Raw genomic sequence first — 17,673 nt, 5'->3', positions numbered from 1 at the left:
ATATGGAAGACATCATAAAATTCGGATTGATAGGAAAAAATATCTCGTACTCCTTTTCTGAAAAATATTTCACCGAAAAATTCAGAAAACTATTCCTTAAAAATCACAGCTACCATACCTTTGATTTACCATCCATAGACGAAATTCAAAATCTACTAAAAGACCCTACGCTCAAAGGCTTCAATGTTACCATTCCATACAAGGAGCAGATTATCCCTTACTTAGATGAGCTCAATGAAGAAGCCCAATACATCCAAGCTGTAAATACAGTGCTCATCAAAAACGGCAAACGCATTGGTTATAATACCGATGCTTTCGGATTTGAACAAACCTTACTCTTGCACAAAAAAGAGACTCATACCCAAGCTTTAATTTTAGGAAACGGCGGAGCAGCCAAAGCGGTGAAGTTTGTTTTGGAGAAACATAAAATCCCTCTCCGTGTCGTTACCAGAACCTCTGAACCTAATTTTGAAACCCTCCCCAAAGAGTGGGTAGCCACTAGCCCCATCATTATACAATGTACACCTGTAGGCACTTTTCCCAATGTAAAAGACTGTCTCCACTTCCCTTTTGAACAACTTACCCACCAGCATCTGGTGATAGATTTAATCTACAATCCCAATCAGACCGAATTTCTCCTGAGAGCCGCACAGCAAGGTGCAAAATGCTGCAATGGTTTCTTTATGCTAGAGCAACAAGCAGAAAAAGCTTGGGAAATTTGGAATTTTAAATGATTTTTTGGTAGGTTTAAAATAAAATCTTTATATTTATTGCGATTTTTAGCAAACCTAAGTTTGCACCGATATTTGAACTGAAACGAGAACTTAAAATTAAGTTGCTATGATTACGGAACACTCTAATCCTGAAAGCCAAGAATTACAACCCAAAACCGCAGAAAGCCAACCTCAAAATGCGGTAGAACATTCCAAAAAAAACAATGCTGAACCTGCCTCTCCTGTGGTGGAGTCCTATACTACCGACCATACAGAGGAAGAGGAAGAAACGCTGGACCATACCACCGATACCCGCTCTGTAGAGCAGGTGGTTGCCGAGATGGAACGCATCATCAATACCGAGAATGCAGGGGAACAATACAAACTATTCAACCAACTGAAACATCTGGCTACCCAAAAAATCCACGAAGAAACCGAGGATAAGAAACACGATTTTGTAGAAGCTGGCAACACTGAAGAACACTTTCAATGGGAGCATCCGCTACTTTCAAAACTATCGGGGCTTATCCATATTTTCAAAGAAAAACACGATGACTTCCTCAAACTGCAAGAAGAGCAACAAGCTGAAAATCTCACAGAGAGACAAGACATCATAGAACGCCTGAAACACCTCTATACCAATACAGAGCCAGGCATCAATTACTTCAAAGAAATTAGAGCTATAAAAGAAGCGTGGGCTAATGCAGGGCAAGTAGCAAAAGCTAAATTCAAAATTTTGAATAACGACTACTTCCACCATCTCAATCAGTTCTATGCCATACTAGATCTTAATAAGGACTACCTAGAACAAGAATACGCACACAATCTTGAAAAAAGACAACACATTATAGAGCGAGCCAAAGCCCTTATCAATGAACCTGTTCAAAAAGCATTGAACGAGTTGCAATACCTCCACAAACTTTGGAAGGAAGAAGCAGAACCCGTAGCAGAAGAGTTTAGAGATAAGACTTGGGAAGAGTTTAAAGAAATTTCCAATAAAATCCACGAGAGAAAATCTGAACTTAATGCCGCAATAGAGAAGGAACTCAACGCCAATTGGGAAAAGAAAAATCAAATCATAGAGAAAATCAAGCAATTTACAACGCCTGATAAAGAGCCTAACCATAATTTCTGGCAAAATGCCATCAAGAAAGTGGAAGAATTGCGTAGCGAGTTCCTGAAAACAGGAAGCGTTCCAAGAAAGGTTTCTACCCAAAACTGGAATGATTTCAAACAAACTTTGAGAAACTTTAATACCACTAAAAACAACTTCTACAAAAACCTAAAAGGCAATCAAATCTCTAACCTTGTAGAGAAAAGCAAACTGATAGAAGTAGCCAAAGACAATATGCACTCTGAAGATTGGGATACAATGGTGCCACTCTTCAAAAAACTTCAAGACGATTGGAAAAACATAGGACACGTACCAAGAAACCAAGCCAATAAAATCTGGTGCGAGTTCCGCGATGCGTGCAATACTTTTTTTGACAATTATAGAAGTAAGAATGCCACTTCGGGGGACAATTGGAAAGAGAATTTTAAACAGAAAAAAGCCCTTTTGGAAGAGCTAAAAACCATTGGTAAAGATGATAACAGCCTTGAAAAGATAGACCACATCAAAGCCCAATGGAACGCCATAGGAAAAGTTCCAAAGGATAAAATAGGCATCAATACTGAGTTTAATAAAACCTTAAAAGAAAAATTAAAACTGAATAAAGCCACCGAGTTTGACCTCAAAGATGAAAACCTCTCTGAAAGTCAAATCACCGATAAGGCAAGAAAAATTAAAAATCAAATCACCGATTTGGAAGCGGAAATTACCACCTTGGAAAACAACCTCGGCTTTTTCAGCAACCCATCTCGTGAAAATCCTCTCTTAGCTGATACTTACAGTAAGATTGATGAAAAGAAAGCCCAGCTGGAAACGCTTAGAATTGCCTTGCATCAAATCATTGCAGGAGAGTAATTTTAAGTTTATTAATGAAAATCAATCCAAATAACCCTTTCAAAATAACCTTTTGAAAGGGTTGATTTAATTTCTACTATTATGAAATACTTGTACCTCATTACATTAGCTTTTGCCAACTTCTTCTTCGGACAAGAAACTCCAAATCCTAATTACAATCAAGCATTAGCGGAACAACTTGATGCTGATGCCTATGGAATGAAAAATTATTTTTTGGTAATTCTAAAAACAGGCAGCAACAAAACTTCGGATAAGCAACTTATCAATAGTAATTTCCGTGGACATCTTGATAATATTAATAGACTAGCAAAAGAAGGTAAACTGATTGTAGCTGGACCTTTAAGCAAAAACAAGAACGAATATCGTGGTATTTTCATTCTAGATAAAATTAAACATATAGACCAAGCTCACGAAATTTTAAATACAGACCCTGCCATCAAAAACAAACTGCTGGATTATGATATCTTCACTTGGTACGGCTCTGCCGCTCTGCCAGAATACCTCCCTGCATCGGATAAAATATGGAAAAACAAACCATAAAGATACATTATGAGCATAGAAAATCCAGACCTTCACTACATCCAACGCTGCATCCATTTAGCCCAAAAAGCCATTGGGCATACCTATCCTAATCCGATGGTGGGTGCCGTTATTGTACATCAAGGTAACATCATTGGTGAGGGCTACCACCATAAGGCTGGTGAAGCCCACGCAGAAATCAATGCCATCAATGCTGTAAAACAACCTGAACTCTTGCCAGAAGCCACCATTTATGTTTCACTAGAGCCTTGTTCGCACTTTGGCAAAACACCGCCTTGTGCATTAAAACTAAAAGAAATTGGTTTTAAACGCGTGGTGATTGGAGCAATGGATTCCCACGAAAAGGTGAATGGAAAAGGAAAAAAAATACTGGAAGAAGCTGGTATAGAAGTGATTTCTGGAGTTTTGGAGAAAGAATGTCAAGAGCTTAATAAGCGTTTTTTCACCTACCATCAAAAACAAAGACCATTCATCATACTAAAATGGGCAGAGTCTGCTGATGGCTTTATAGACCAAGATTTTAAATCCACCATTATCTCCAATCCACTAGCTAGCCAGTGGGTGCATAGGCTAAGAGCTAACGAAAATGCCATTTTGGTAGGCACCCAAACGGCTCTCACGGATAATCCTTCACTTACCGTAAGACATATTGAGGGGAATAATCCTGTACGCATTCTGATTGATTTTGATTTAAAAGTACCCACTCATTTTAATATTTTTAACGCCGAAGCCCCTACGCTCATCTTCAATGGTGTGAAAAATGAGGTGAATGGACATCTAAAATACATCAAAATAGAAAGAGAGCACTTTCTGGAACAGCTGATGCAGCATCTTCATCAGGAGCAGATACAATCCATCATTATAGAAGGAGGAAAACATACGCTGGAACAGTTCATCCACGCCCATCTTTGGGACGAAGCCTTTGTTATTAAAAATCAAAATCTGATATTAAAACACGGTACTCCCGCTCCTAAGCTTCATTTAGCACCCAACAAAACCGAAACTTTACGAGACAACACCATAGAATTTTACTACAATGAAGTTTGAATTTAGAACGATAGAAAAACCCGTTTTAGATATTTTACTTAAAGAAAAAGGCAGCAAGTTTATAGGCTATGCCTTCCCCGTGAATGATGAGAAAGAGCTAAAAGCTGCCCTAGAAAGTATCTGGGAACAACATCCTAAAGCCACACACCATTGCTATGCTTTCCGTATGGGGCTTAATGGTGAAAACTACCGTGCTAATGACGATGGCGAGCCTTCTGGCAGTGCGGGACTTCCCATCTATAATCAATTGCTTGCCAATGATATTACCAATGTTCTACTGGTGGTGGTTCGCTACTATGGTGGTACCAAACTAGGCGTATCTGGACTGGTAAAGACCTATAAGGAATCTGCTAAGATAACTTTGGAGGAAGCCCAGATTGTCCTCCGAGAGCTGGAAAGCGAAATCACCTTGCAATTTCCATTTACCCAACAGAATATTATCTTTACTTTCCTTAATAAGTTTGATGCTAAGATTCTAGACTTCCAAGCGGAGAACCATTGTAAGATTATTGCCAAAATAAAAACCGCTCAAAAAGAAAACATCTCCGAAACACTTTCGGAAATGCCTTTTGTAGAGTTTAGTATTAGATAACTTTTATTACACGGTAAACCATAAGCTTTCAATAACTTTACAGTAACCTTTAAGCGACAAGCCATAAACAATGCCATTCTCTTTTTAATTGGGCTAAAGCCTTTTAGGAAAAATCATCTAAAAAGTCGGGTTAAAACCCGACCCTATTGAAAATTGAAAAGATAGAGCATTTATGTTAAAAGGTTAGGAAGCTAGAAGGTAATCCATTTAAAATAAGAAGCATTTTTCCTGCTGCATAATTGAGGTAAACCATACTTTAAAAAAAAAAAGAAACCGCCTCAATTTTTGCCATTGAGACGGATACTTCTTTTTTTAGCTCCTGATGAATTTTGCGATGCTTTCTAGCAACTGAGGTTTATCTTCTAAGGCTATTTTTCCTACGGTATAGAGTTCTCTTACCCATTTTTCTAGCTCGGCAAAGGCTTGGTTTTTGTCTTTGGTAGCCTGCTGATTTTCACCTTTTTCTTGGAGGTAGCTAGCGTAGGCTGCTTGCACTTTTTCTACTTGTTCCAGCTGAGTTGTTACCTGTTCCGCTTGGATTTTCATCACTTTAACGGCATTAAGCAGTGTTTCATCATTATTAAATTCTGTGTAGAAGATTTCAATCTCCTTGATGAGTTCTGCTCTATTCCTCGGCGGAGTCCCTTTAATGTGGAGTTTTTTCAGCACCTCATCTTGGTCTTTAAAGACTACTTTTGCCCTCTTTCTATGGTTGGCATAGACCTGCGTGAGCTGTTCTAGTTTTTTACGATAATCAAGGGCAACGGCTGTTTCATCAGCTATCTCTTTTTTATTTTTCAGATACTGCTCATTCGCCTTGTCATAAAGTTTTTTCCCGATGGCAATTTTCTCGGCATCATATCCATATTCTGCCATTTCTTGGGAAAGTTCAGTTTCTTTGGAGAGGTTGATAAATAACGCTCCGTAATCTTGCAAAATTTGCTCGTTAGATAAATAAGTTTTTCTCATAATTTTACTTTTTTAATAAATATTTTGATTTTTACTGTTCACATCTTTAAAAAACGAATTTACATCTTGAAATAACGGAAAACATCTAGCTATTTTCTTGCTGCATCAGCGTAAAACGGGCTTACATTTGCTTATTTTCATATTACATCAGCTTATTTTTACATTACATCAGTTCATTTTCCTTTTACATCAGATCATTTTCCTTTTACATTGAGGCATTTTGGTACTACATCAGTACATTTCCTTAGATATTATACTATTTTCTATTACTCTTCGCAACAAATATAGCTTTTTTTTAGGATTTGACAAATAATTCATTCTAAATTACTTAGTTGGTTTTAAAGTAAATCTTACTAAAAAAGAAAGAGCATCTGGGAAACACTTCCCGCGATGCTCTTTTGCTATTAAATTCACTAAAAATGATTAGTCGTTACTTCTTCCGTTTAAGATAGAGATAAAGTAAATCAGCTGAGCCAGAGACCCCAAAGCCGCAACTACATAAGTTCTTGCCGCCCATTTAAGAGAGTCTTCCGCTCCTTCATATTCTGCTTTGTTGGCTAATGTCCCAGAGCTTCTAAGCCACGCCAATGCCCTATTACTAGCATCATACTCCACAGGAAGCGTTACAAAAGCGAACAGCGTAGTAATGGCAAAAAGCACAATCCCTACAATAAGCAAAGTTTTGTTTCCACTGAAAGCCATCAGGGCGATACCCCCCATCAGCACCCATTGCAAGAGGTTAGATGCGATATTTACCGCTGGTACCATTTTAGACCTCATTTGTAGCATAGAGTATCCCACAGCGTGCTGCACGGCGTGTCCCGTTTCGTGGGCAGCAACAGCAGCGGCAGCGGCATTTCTTTGCATATAGACCGCTTCGGAAAGGTTGATGGTTTTATTGGTTGGGTTATAGTGGTCTGTAAGTTGCCCTGGCACAGATATCACCTGCACATCGTGGATGCCATTATCACGAAGCATTTTTTCCGCCACTTCTTTCCCAGACATTCCGTTTTGCAAATGCACATTAGAGTAGTGGGCAAACTTTGATTTCAACCGATTTTGCACATACATACTCACTAAAAAAATCACTCCGATAATCAAATAATAAGTCATTTTATTCTATTTTTTTTTTAAGATTTATATTCCCTGCATTATATGTAAAAACTGTGCCAAAAATAGGACTTTTATTTTTAATCATTTTATATTTGCATAAAATTTCATCACTATGGCGGAAGTAATCATTCGTGAAGTAAAAACCGAGAAAGAATTAATGGCGTTCATTCGCTTTCCGATGCGTTTGTATCGGGACAATCCGTATTTTGTTCCGCCACTAATTCAAGATGAAAAAGACATCTGGAATCCTAAGGAAAATCCTGCCTTGCAATACTCCGAAGCCCGACAGTTTTTAGCATTTAAAAACAATGAAGTGGTGGGACGTATCGCCTTAATCATCAATCACAAAGAAGCTCAAGAGCTGAACATCCACAAGGTGAGATTTGGCTGGATAGACTTCATAGACGACCGAGAGGTTTCCAAGGCATTAATCCAAAAAGCCATTGATTTTGCAAAAGAAAAAAACATTGGTAAAATAGAAGGACCTATGGGATTTACCAATCTGGATAAAGCAGGAGTACTAAGCCAGGGCTTTGACCGATTAGCAACAATGATTGGCATCTACAACCACGCTTACTATATAGACCATTTTGAAGCTTTAGGACTATCCAAAGAGAAAGAATGGGTGGAGTTTGAAATCATCTTTCCTGACAAATTGTCAGACAAAGTAGAAAAATTTAGCGATTTAATCAAAGAAAAATATCAGCTTAAAGTCTTGGAATTTCAGTCCAAAAAAGACCTTTTGCCGTTGGTAGAGCCTATGTTTAAACTTCTGGATGAGACTTATAAAAACCTCTCTACCTACACGCCCATCACGCCAGAACAAATCCGAACTTACAAGGAGAAATATTTTAATTTCATCCATAAAGATTTCGTGATTTGCATTGCCGATAAAGATGATAACCTGATTTCCTTTGCCATCACAATGCCTTCTTATTCCAAGGCGTTGCAGAAGGCTAAAGGCAAGCTCTTCCCTTTCGGTTGGTGGCATTTTTTACAAGCAGGAAAGAAAAACGATAGAGCCAATTTTTACCTCATTGGCATCCACCCTACTTATCAGAAAAGAGGGGTTACCGCTATTATTTTCAAGGAAATCTATGAAACTTTCAAGAAAAAAGGCGTGAAATACTTGGAAACCAATCCAGAATTGGAGGAAAACAAAAATATCCAACTGCTGTGGCAAGATTACCACCCCGAAAACCACAAGCGAAGACGCACCTATGCAATGGAAGTGTAAACTAATGGTTAATGATTAATGGTTAATTGTTACATTGATACATTGCTACATTGTTACATTGCTATAATCTAAAATTAAAAACTTATTTTGAAATCACATCTTTACATTTACGGTTTTCTGGTGTTCATCTTCATTTTGTATAATGCTTGGTTTCAGGTAGAAGATGAAAAATTAAACACCATCATCAATATTTTACTATCCAGTATATTATTTTTATATATCGGGTACTTGGCCTACATTGCTTTAAAGAAAATTAAAAATTCATCAAAAAAATAATTATTTAAAATCATTCTAAATTAATAACTCAATCCCTTTAGGCGGATTTTTTAATGAGGATAGTTTCCGTTTTTCATCTTTAATTCTTTAAATTTGCCATTTAATAAATTTATCATTCAAATGAATTTACCAGAAAATTATATCCCGATACTCGTTCAAGCCGCGGTGGCAATAAGCTTTGTGCTGATTTCATTGGCAGGAACGCACTTTTTAGGACCAAAGCAAAAGAAAAGCTCTACCCTGAAAAATGAAAGTTTTGAATGTGGGGTGGAGGTAGAGGGCGATGCTAGAAGTCCTTTTTCTGTGAAGTACTTCCTTACGGCAATACTCTTCGTATTGTTTGATATTGAAATCGTATTTTTCTACCCTTACGCAGTCAATTTCAGAGAGTTTGGCATAGAAGGTTTCCTTGCGGTGCTTACTTTCGTGAGTGTTTTCTTCCTTGCATTTTTCTATGTTTGGAAACGTGGAGCTTTAGATTGGGATAGATAAAAACTCTGGATTTTAATCATTTACTAAAAGTTAAAAAAAGAAATTATGTCAGATACAAAACCGGTAGTAAGAATGGATGCTACGCCGCCAGAGGGCTATGAAGGCGAAGGATTTTTCGTAACGAAACTCAGCAGCGTGATTGGTATGGCGAGAAAATATTCACTTTGGCCATTGCCGTTTGCCACATCTTGTTGCGGTATTGAGTTTATGGCAACACTCAACCCTACTTATGATGCCTCCCGTTTCGGTATGGAGAGAAACTCTTTCTCCCCAAGACACGCCGATATGATGATGGTCTGCGGTACAATCTCCAAAAAACTAGCTCCCGTATTGAAGCAAGTTTACCTTCAGATGGCAGAACCTAGATGGGTAATTGCCGTAGGGGCTTGTGCTAGTAGCGGTGGTATTTTTGATACTTACTCTGTACTACAAGGGATAGACAAAATTATCCCCGTAGATGTCTATGTGCCAGGATGCCCACCAAGGCCAGAGCAAATCATAGAAGGTGTTTTGCAGTTGCAATCCATTGTTGAGAGCGAAAGTATCCGCAGAAGAGATTTACCAGAGTACCAAGCACTATTGGAGTCTTACGGAATAAAATAAATTTGATAATCAAGGCATTAAACAATTCCCATTATTCCATCAGCAAATTTTAAATTATGACCAACGAATTTGTTTTAGAAGCGATAAATAGAGAATTTCCGGAGAGCGTTCTTGCGGTATCAGAGCCTTATGGTATGCTGACTTTGGAAATCAAAAAAGAAGACATCAAAAAGGTGATTCACCACTTAAAAGACTCTTCTTTGCAGATTAATTTCCTTACAGACATTACGGGAATCCATTATCCTCAAAATAAAGAAAAAGAACTCGGCGTGATCTACCACCTTCATAATATGATGACAAATTTCAGAATCCGCCTAAAAGCCTTCTCCAAAAGAGAAAACGCTCAGTTTGATTCTGTAACCGATTTGTATGCGGGTGCCAACTGGATGGAAAGAGAAACATTTGATTTCTTCGGTATCGAGTTCAAAGGTCATCCAGATATGAGAAGAATCCTCAATGTGGAAGATATGGACTATCACCCAATGCTAAAAGAGTATGCCTTGGAAGATGGTACTAGAACCGATAAGGACGATAAAATGTTTGGAAGATAAATAGCCCCCTATAATTATGAAAGACAACGCACTATCCAATATCATCAATCATAATGTTGCCAATGAGCAAATCGACGGGCAACTCTATACGCTCAATCTAGGGCCTACGCACCCCGCTACACACGGGATTTTTGAAAATGTGCTTACAATGGACGGGGAAAGAATTCTCCACTCTGAGCAGACTGTGGGCTATATCCATAGAGCGTTTGAGAAAATATCGGAAAGAAGAAATTTTGCACAAATTACCACGCTTACAGACCGACTCAACTACTGCTCTGCCCCTATCAACAATATGGGCTGGCATATGACGGTGGAAAAACTCATCGGGTGCGAGGTACCAAAGCGTGTGGATTATATGCGGGTGATTATGATGGAATTGGCTCGTATTGCAGACCATTTGATTTGCAACGGCGTTACTTGTATGGATGCAGGTGCCATCACGGGGCTTACTTGGCTCTTCCGAGAAAGAGAAACCATCTACGAGATGTATGAGCAAATCTGTGGAGCAAGAATGACCACCAATATGGGAAGAATCGGGGGATTTGAAAGGGATTTCACGCCTAAATTCCACGAACTTCTTCAGAACTTCTTGAAAAAATTTCCAAAAGTTTGGGGTGAGTTTTGCACCCTGAACGAAAGAAATAGAATTTTTATGGACAGATGCATCAATGCAGGGCCTATCTCTGCAGAGAGAGCTCTAAGCTACGGTTTCACAGGACCTAACCTCCGTGCATCTGGTGTAGATTATGATGTGCGTGTAGCACAGCCTTACGCTTCGTATGAGGATTTTGATTTCATCATCCCGATAGGAACTTCTGGCGATACCTATGATAGATTTATGGTAAGACAGCAAGAAGTATGGGAATCCTTGAAAATCATAGAGCAAGCTTATAAAAACCTTCCAGAAGGCGATTTCCACGCAGATGTTCCAGAGTTCTACCTGCCAGAAAAAGCCGATGTTTATACCAAAATGGAATCCCTTATCTACCATTTCAAAATCGTAATGGGAGAAACCGATGTTCCTGTGGGAGAAGTTTATCATAGCGTAGAAGGGGGCAATGGTGAGTTAGGGTTTTATTTGGTAAGTGATGGCGGACGCTCGCCTTACAGATTGCACTTCCGCAGACCTTGCTTTATCTACTATCAGGCTTACCCTGAAATGATTAAAGGAGCAATGATTTCTGATGCCATTGTTACAATGTGTAGTATGAATATCATCGCAGGAGAGCTGGATGCGTAATCTCCCATCATTACACAACATAATGTGTAATGGCTTGAGGAAATTGATATATTGAGTTTTTATACTGAATACATAATCATAGTACTTTGTACTTTCCACATCGTACTATTATTAATACAATAAAATAAAAAATGAGCGAAACAATAGCTTTTAAACCTGAAACATTAGCTCAGGTACATAAAATTATCGCAAGATACCCAGAGGGAAGACAGAAGTCGGCTCTCATCCCTGTGTTGCATTTGGCACAGAAAGAATTTGGAGGCTGGCTAGATGTACCTGTGATGGACTATGTAGCAGAACTATTGAGCATCAAGCCCATCGAAGTGTATGAGGTGGCAACATTCTATACAATGTTCAATATGAAACCTGTGGGCAAATATGTTTTGGAAGTATGCAGAACGGGACCTTGTATGTTGCGTGGTAGTGAGAAAATCCTCAATCATATCCGTACCAAACTCAATATCAAAGATGGGGAAACTACGGCAGATGGACTTTTCACGCTAAAACCTGCAGAATGCCTTGGGGCGTGTGGCTATGCACCAATGATGCAGCTGGGCAAATTCTACCACGAAAATCTAACCATAGAAAAAGTAGATGAAATCCTAGAACTTTGCCGACAAGGAGCGGTGGATATAGGATAGATAAATACACTTTAACTGAAAATATAAGTAGCATTAATTTTTAGATATAAAAATTTAATGCCAAAAGCATAAAAATATGAGTAAAAAACTTTTACTTAAAGACGCACATATAGAAGGTATCCGCTACTTCGATGTTTATCGAAAGCAAGGTGGCTATAATGCCGTAGAAAAAGCACTAAAAATGACGCCAGAAGAAATCCTTGAAGAAGTAAAAACTTCGGGACTTAGAGGGCGTGGTGGTGCAGGGTTCCCTACAGGAATGAAGTGGAGCTTCTTGGCAAAACCAGAAGGCGTACCAAGACACCTCGTCGTAAATGCCGATGAATCTGAACCTGGAACTTTCAAAGACAGATACCTGATGGAGTACATCCCGCATCTTTTGATTGAAGGGATGATTATTTCCTCTTTCTGCTTGGGTTCTAATGCTTCGTACATCTACATCCGTGGAGAGTATTCTTGGATTCCAGATATTTTGGAACAAGCCATAGAAGAAGCAAAACAAGCAGGTTTCTTGGGTAAAAATATCCTTGGTACTGGCTTCGATTTGGAAATCTATGTGCAAAGAGGAGCAGGTGCCTATATCTGTGGAGAAGAAACCGCACTATTAGAATCCTTGGAAGGAAGAAGAGGAAACCCAAGATTAAAACCTCCTTTCCCTGCCGTAAAAGGGCTTTGGGAAAGACCTACAGTGGTGAACAATGTGGAATCCATCGCCGCAGTGGTGCCTATCATCAATATCACAGGGGCAGAATATGCTAAAATAGGCGTAGGACGCTCTACGGGAACCAAACTAATCTCCGCTTGTGGAAACATCAATAAACCTGGTGTTTATGAAATTGATATGACCATCACTGTGGAAGAATTTATCTTCTCTGATGAATATTGTGGCGGTATTCCTAATGGTAAAAGACTGAAGGCTTGTATCCCTGGAGGTTCATCGGTACCGATTGTGCCTGCCAACTTGCTATTGAGAACCATCAACGGAGAACCTAGATATATGAACTATGAATCCCTAGCCGATGGTGGCTTTGCTACAGGAACTATGATGGGGTCTGGTGGTTTCATCGTATTAGACGAAGACCAATCCATCGTAGAGCATACAATGACTTTGGCGAGATTCTACGCCCACGAAAGTTGTGGACAATGTACGCCTTGCCGTGAAGGAACACCTTGGATGTACAAGATTTTGAAAAAAATCCACAGCGGACAAGGTACAATGGAGGATATCGATTTACTTTGGGACATCCAAAGAAAAATAGAAGGAAATACCATTTGCCCGTTGGGAGATGCAGCAGCTTGGCCAGTGGCAGCAGCCATTAGACACTTCCGCGATGAGTTTGAATGGTATGTGAAAAATCCAGAACTATCCCAAAAACAAAATTACGGACTGGCAAACTATGCAGACCCTATTCCCGTAGTGCAACAAGGATAAGATGGAGAGGTTAGAGATTAGAGGTTAGAAGTTAGAAGACTACAAGGTTAAGAAGTCTTTTCTCTTTCTTCTTAATGAAAAAAAGAAAAAATTGAAAAAAATATTAACATACGCATTGGTTTTCATATCGTTTCTGAACCTTAAAGCTCAGAATACAGATTTTGAAAAACCAGTATTTAAAAAAGGAGCGGTGCTTTTGTTCTGGGGATGGAACAGAGCTTGGTATAGCAATTCTGACATCCATTTTAGAGGACAAGGTTATGATTTCCAATTGAATAATGTAAAAGCAACGGATAGACAAACGCCATTTGATTTTGGAACTTATTTTAACCCTACGAAAGTCACCATCCCACAGACCAATGCCAAAGTAGGATACTTCATCAAGGATAATGTGGCTGTAATGCTTAGCTTAGACCATATGAAATATGTGATGAAGCAAGACCAAACCGTAGATTTCAATGGGAATATCAGCGATGCTACCTATACTAATATGGTGAATAACGGACAGGTGGACTTAACCAATGGAGAATTTCTTATCTTTGAGCATACCGATGGGCTTAATTATGTAAACATCGGATTAGAACAATACAAAAATTTGCTCAGCAAAAAGAACTTTGATATAGTTTGGGCTTATGGAGCAGGAGCAGGTGTTTTAATACCCAAAACCAACGCTAAATTATTCGGAAACGAAAGAAGCGACCGCTTCCACCTAGCAGGTTTTGGAGCAGATGTAAGAACGAGTATCAATTTCATTGTGTGGAAACACATTATGGCAAGAGTAGAAGCCAAATATGGCTATATCAATATGCCAGATGTGAAAACAACGCTAAGTGCTGTGGATAAAGCATCTCAGGACTTTGTGTTCGGACAAATCAATTTTGGAATTGGATATACATTTAATACTAAGAAAAAATAAATAACAATTGCTAAAAGCAAGAAACGCTAAATTATGAGCGAGGAAGTTAAAAAATTTAAAGTAACCGTTGATGGGCAGACCGTAGAAGTTGCTCCTGGAACTACCATTCTAGAGGCAGCAAGACAAGTCGGTGGAAAATCTGTACCGCCAGCGATGTGTTATTATAAACCACTTGAAACCAGTGGCGGTAGATGTAGAACTTGTTTGGTAGAGGTTTCTAAAGGTTCTGATGCAGACCCAAGACCTATGCCAAAACTCGTGGCAAGCTGTAGAACCACCGTGATGGATGGAATGGAAATCAAAAACTTGACTTCCGAAAAGACACAAGAAGCAAGAAAAGCCGTTACAGAATTTCTATTGGTAAACCACCCTCTAGACTGCCCTATCTGCGACCAAGCAGGAGAATGCCATCTGCAAGACTTAGGCTACGAACACGGGGTAGAAAATACCAGAACAGAATTTGAAAGACGCACCTATGAGCCAGAAGACATCGGTCCTTATATCAAATTGCATATGAACCGTTGTATCCTATGTGCAAGATGTGTGTTGGCAGCCAATCAACTAACGGGCAATAGAGAGCACGGTATCCTTTTCCGTGGCGACCACGCAGAGATTTCTACTTATCTCAACAAAGCACTTACCAGCGACTATTATGGTAATGTAATTGATGTATGCCCTGTAGGAGCCCTTACCGATAGAACCTCGCGTTTTGCAAGCCGTGTATGGTTTACCAAGCCTGTAGATGCCACCTGCCAATGCGATAAATGCTCTGGTAAAGCCGTGCTTTGGATGAAAGGTGAAGAAGTAATCCGTGTAACCACCAGACAAAATGAATATGGTGAATCGGAAGAGTGGATTTGCAACGAGTGTCGCTTCGAGAAAAAAGATGTAAAATATTGGAATATTGAAGGTCCAAGACATATCGATAGACATTCGGTAATTTCCTTAAATCACTACGAAAAACCTGAAAACTATTTCAGAGGCATCGAAGAGAAAAAAAAGGAAAAACCTAATGAAATAGGTGATAATACCACAGTGTCCTAATGATTCTTAACCTAGAATTTTAAACACTGAACTTAGAACCTTAAACATTGAATTTTGAATTATTCAGAATACTGATTTAAAAATATGGATTTATTAGTCTTTAAAATCATCCTTGTAGTAGCATTATTTGCAGTTTCGTTGGGAGTTGCAGCCTACTCTACTTGGGGAGAAAGAAAAGTAGCAGCAATCTTGCAAGACCGCGTAGGACCTAATAGAGCGGGACCTTTCGGATTACTTCAGCCTTTGGCCGATGGAGGAAAATTGTTCTTCAAAGAAGGCTTTATCCCTGCCAATGCAGAACGATTTTTGTTCGTACTGGGGCCTGGAATCACAATGGCAATTTCCCTCATCACAGGAGCCGTAATCCCTTGGGGACAATCGCTCAACATTGGAGGTGAATCTTTCCAAGTGCAAATTGCAGACATTGATGTCGGCGTTTTATTCCTTATCGGGATGGTCTCCGTAGGTGTTTACGGAATGATGATTGGGGGCTGGGCTTCCAACAACAAATATTCTCTTTTGGGTGCCATCCGTGCCTCTTCTCAAATGATTTCCTATGAATTGGCAATGGGCTTAGCTCTGCTTTCCATCATTATGATGAGCAGCAGCTTAAACCTTAATACCATTGTTGCCGACCAAAGTTCGGGGAAGCTTTGGGGATTATTTGAAGTAGATGGATGGAATTGGAATATCTTCTATCAGCCATTAGCATTCATCATTTTCATTGTAGCGGCTTTGGCAGAGACCAATAGACACCCGTTTGATTTACCAGAATGTGAATCTGAATTGGTCAACGGCTATATGACAGAGTACTCCTCTATGAGCTTCGGGATGTATATGTTTGGTGAATATGTGAATATGTTCATCTCCAATGCCTTGATTGCTACGCTATTTTTCGGTGGATTTAATTATCCAGGTATCAATTGGGTAACAGAAAATTGGGGAGAAAATGTTGCAGGAATTTTAAGTATCTTAGCCATCTTAACAAAAGCCATCATCGGGATTCTCATCTTTATGTGGATCCGATGGACAATACCGAGATTCCGATACGACCAACTGATGCACTTAGGCTGGAAGACTTTGATTCCGTTGGCATTGGTCAATCTATTGATAACAGGAGCGGTTATTTTATTCGCCGGAGCCTAACGACATCTAAAACCATCAATGCCAAACATCACAGCATTGAATTTGGAATATTGAACTTTGAATAAAAAAGGCAATAGCCTAAACAAAATATAAGATAATGAAACTTACAAATAGATCAAAAGTAGTCTCAAACAAGGAGATGACCCTTATGGAGAAGCTCTACCTTCCTGCGGTAATCAAAGGAATGGGGATTACAGGTAAGCACGCTTTAGAAATGCTATTCAAAGGCTCTAAAGGTAAGGTCTATGCTTATCCAGAGGTTGAAAAGCCTAGAGCAAAAATCTGGCGTGGGCAGCATATCTTGAAGAGAGATGAGGAAGGGCGTGAGCGATGCACCGCTTGTGGATTGTGTGCTGTAGCTTGTCCCGCAGAAGCCATCACAATGACCTCTGCAGAGAGAAAACCAGAAGAGAAACACCTTTACAGAGAAGAAAAATACGCCTCTACCTATGAAATCAATATGTTGAGATGTATTTTCTGTGGAATGTGCGAGGAAGCTTGCCCTAAATCTGCCATCTATCTTACGGATAGATTGGTGGATGTAGAGAGCAATAGAGGGTCTTTCGTCTATGGAAAAGACAAGCTGGTAGAAGATATGAATCAAAGAATAGATGTGTCTGATAGACAGACTGAAAAACAAAAAAATGCCGTAAAGTAATGGATCAGATTATATTTTTCATCATCGCTTTTATTGCGGTAGCAAGTGCTGTGAGTTTCGTATTTGCTAAAAGCCCAATGTACGCCATCTTATCTTTGATTGTAACGATGTTTTCCATCGCTGGGCTGTATGTATTGCTCAACGCACAGTTCCTAGGCATCGTACAAGTGATTGTCTATGCAGGAGCCATTATGGTTTTGTTCCTTTATATCCTAATGATGCTGAATTTGAGCAAAGAAGATGAAAGGAAAAAGCATAATACAATGAAACTGATAGGCGTATTCTCTGGCGGTATTCTATTCATCGGGATGCTGGGAGCCTTCAAAGGATTGAAGCAAAATATTTTGGCAGACTCTAATATTGATTATTCCGTAGGGCTTACCAAAAATCTAGGTAAATTATTGTTTAACGAATATGTATTACCTTTTGAGCTGGCATCTATTCTTATCCTTGCGGGGATTGTAGGAGCTGTACTCATTGGTAAAAAAGATTTATAA

At 39.2% G+C, this 17,673-nt stretch carries 19 protein-coding genes; 17 read left to right on the top strand and 2 right to left on the bottom strand.

What is annotated here, in order from left to right; translation table 11 throughout:
- The first annotated feature begins 2 nt into the window (after window positions 1–2).
- The 5 genes from ACFFUE_RS07760 to ACFFUE_RS07740 all read left to right on the top strand — a co-directional run bounded on the left by ACFFUE_RS07760 (window position 3) and on the right by ACFFUE_RS07740 (window position 4,858).
- The gene (locus ACFFUE_RS07760; RefSeq protein WP_376834176.1) at window positions 3–734 is read left to right on the top strand and encodes a shikimate dehydrogenase family protein; all 732 of its coding nucleotides are present in this window, start codon (window positions 3–5) and stop codon (window positions 732–734) included.
- A gap of 106 nt (window positions 735–840) precedes the next feature.
- Window positions 841–2,679, top strand: coding sequence for a DUF349 domain-containing protein (locus tag ACFFUE_RS07755; RefSeq protein ID WP_376834173.1), 1,839 nt, complete (start codon window positions 841–843; stop codon window positions 2,677–2,679).
- Window positions 2,680–2,760: 81 nt separating this feature from the next.
- Window positions 2,761–3,219 (top strand): YciI family protein, encoded by a 459-nt coding sequence (locus ACFFUE_RS07750; protein ID WP_376834171.1) that lies wholly within the window; start codon window positions 2,761–2,763, stop codon window positions 3,217–3,219.
- A 9-nt stretch (window positions 3,220–3,228) separates the two neighbouring features.
- Window positions 3,229–4,266 (top strand): bifunctional diaminohydroxyphosphoribosylaminopyrimidine deaminase/5-amino-6-(5-phosphoribosylamino)uracil reductase RibD, encoded by a 1,038-nt coding sequence (ribD, locus tag ACFFUE_RS07745; RefSeq protein WP_376834169.1) that lies wholly within the window; start codon window positions 3,229–3,231, stop codon window positions 4,264–4,266.
- On the top strand, window positions 4,256–4,858 hold the full coding sequence (locus ACFFUE_RS07740; RefSeq protein ID WP_376834167.1) for an IMPACT family protein: 603 nt from the start codon (window positions 4,256–4,258) through the stop codon (window positions 4,856–4,858). Before ribD ends, ACFFUE_RS07740 begins: the two co-directional genes overlap by 11 nt.
- A gap of 312 nt (window positions 4,859–5,170) precedes the next feature.
- Here ACFFUE_RS07740 and ACFFUE_RS07735 read toward each other — a convergent pair whose 3' ends face one another.
- Entirely contained in the window at window positions 5,171–5,827 is a 657-nt protein-coding gene (locus ACFFUE_RS07735) for a PQLLE family protein (protein ID WP_327984148.1), read from the bottom strand.
- A 423-nt stretch (window positions 5,828–6,250) separates the two neighbouring features.
- Entirely contained in the window at window positions 6,251–6,940 is a 690-nt protein-coding gene (locus ACFFUE_RS07730; protein WP_376834164.1) for a zinc metallopeptidase, read from the bottom strand.
- A gap of 112 nt (window positions 6,941–7,052) precedes the next feature.
- Between ACFFUE_RS07730 and ACFFUE_RS07725 the strand changes: the two genes are divergently transcribed.
- The 12 genes from ACFFUE_RS07725 (at window position 7,053) to ACFFUE_RS07670 (ending at window position 17,673) form a co-directional block, all read left to right on the top strand.
- Window positions 7,053–8,177: a GNAT family N-acetyltransferase gene (locus ACFFUE_RS07725; RefSeq protein ID WP_376834162.1), complete on the top strand. Its 1,125-nt coding sequence runs from the start codon at window positions 7,053–7,055 to the stop codon at window positions 8,175–8,177.
- 396 nt (window positions 8,178–8,573) lie between these two features.
- A complete protein-coding gene (locus tag ACFFUE_RS07720) occupies window positions 8,574–8,945 on the top strand; it encodes an NADH-quinone oxidoreductase subunit A (protein WP_376834160.1) in 372 nt (123 codons plus the stop codon).
- 45 nt (window positions 8,946–8,990) lie between these two features.
- Window positions 8,991–9,548 carry an NADH-quinone oxidoreductase subunit B gene (locus ACFFUE_RS07715; RefSeq protein ID WP_327984144.1) on the top strand — a complete coding sequence of 186 codons (558 nt, stop codon included), beginning with the start codon at window positions 8,991–8,993 and terminating at the stop codon, window positions 9,546–9,548.
- Window positions 9,549–9,604: 56 nt separating this feature from the next.
- Window positions 9,605–10,099: an NADH-quinone oxidoreductase subunit C gene (locus ACFFUE_RS07710; protein WP_376834157.1), complete on the top strand. Its 495-nt coding sequence runs from the start codon at window positions 9,605–9,607 to the stop codon at window positions 10,097–10,099.
- Between the two features lie 16 nt (window positions 10,100–10,115).
- Complete coding sequence (locus ACFFUE_RS07705) at window positions 10,116–11,339, top strand: NADH-quinone oxidoreductase subunit D (RefSeq protein ID WP_376834155.1); 1,224 nt, start codon at window positions 10,116–10,118, stop codon at window positions 11,337–11,339.
- Between the two features lie 131 nt (window positions 11,340–11,470).
- The gene (locus ACFFUE_RS07700) at window positions 11,471–11,980 is read left to right on the top strand and encodes an NADH-quinone oxidoreductase subunit NuoE family protein (RefSeq protein ID WP_376834153.1); all 510 of its coding nucleotides are present in this window, start codon (window positions 11,471–11,473) and stop codon (window positions 11,978–11,980) included.
- 76 nt (window positions 11,981–12,056) lie between these two features.
- Entirely contained in the window at window positions 12,057–13,412 is a 1,356-nt protein-coding gene (gene nuoF, locus ACFFUE_RS07695) for an NADH-quinone oxidoreductase subunit NuoF (protein ID WP_376834151.1), read from the top strand.
- 91 nt (window positions 13,413–13,503) lie between these two features.
- Complete coding sequence (locus ACFFUE_RS07690) at window positions 13,504–14,328, top strand: hypothetical protein (RefSeq protein ID WP_376834149.1); 825 nt, start codon at window positions 13,504–13,506, stop codon at window positions 14,326–14,328.
- 33 nt (window positions 14,329–14,361) lie between these two features.
- Window positions 14,362–15,372, top strand: coding sequence for an NADH-quinone oxidoreductase subunit G (locus tag ACFFUE_RS07685; RefSeq protein ID WP_376834147.1), 1,011 nt, complete (start codon window positions 14,362–14,364; stop codon window positions 15,370–15,372).
- A gap of 84 nt (window positions 15,373–15,456) precedes the next feature.
- Window positions 15,457–16,518, top strand: a complete 1,062-nt coding sequence (nuoH, locus tag ACFFUE_RS07680; protein WP_376834145.1) for an NADH-quinone oxidoreductase subunit NuoH — start codon at window positions 15,457–15,459, stop codon at window positions 16,516–16,518.
- A 97-nt stretch (window positions 16,519–16,615) separates the two neighbouring features.
- Window positions 16,616–17,176 carry a NuoI/complex I 23 kDa subunit family protein gene (locus tag ACFFUE_RS07675; protein ID WP_327984137.1) on the top strand — a complete coding sequence of 187 codons (561 nt, stop codon included), beginning with the start codon at window positions 16,616–16,618 and terminating at the stop codon, window positions 17,174–17,176.
- On the top strand, window positions 17,176–17,673 hold the full coding sequence (locus tag ACFFUE_RS07670) for an NADH-quinone oxidoreductase subunit J family protein (RefSeq protein WP_376834143.1): 498 nt from the start codon (window positions 17,176–17,178) through the stop codon (window positions 17,671–17,673). The genes ACFFUE_RS07675 and ACFFUE_RS07670 overlap by 1 nt, the downstream gene beginning before the upstream one ends.

This window comes from Bergeyella porcorum, assembly GCF_042427575.1.
GTDB lineage: Bacteria > Bacteroidota > Bacteroidia > Flavobacteriales > Weeksellaceae > Bergeyella > Bergeyella porcorum.
This window is presented reverse-complemented; position numbering and strand designations above follow the sequence as displayed.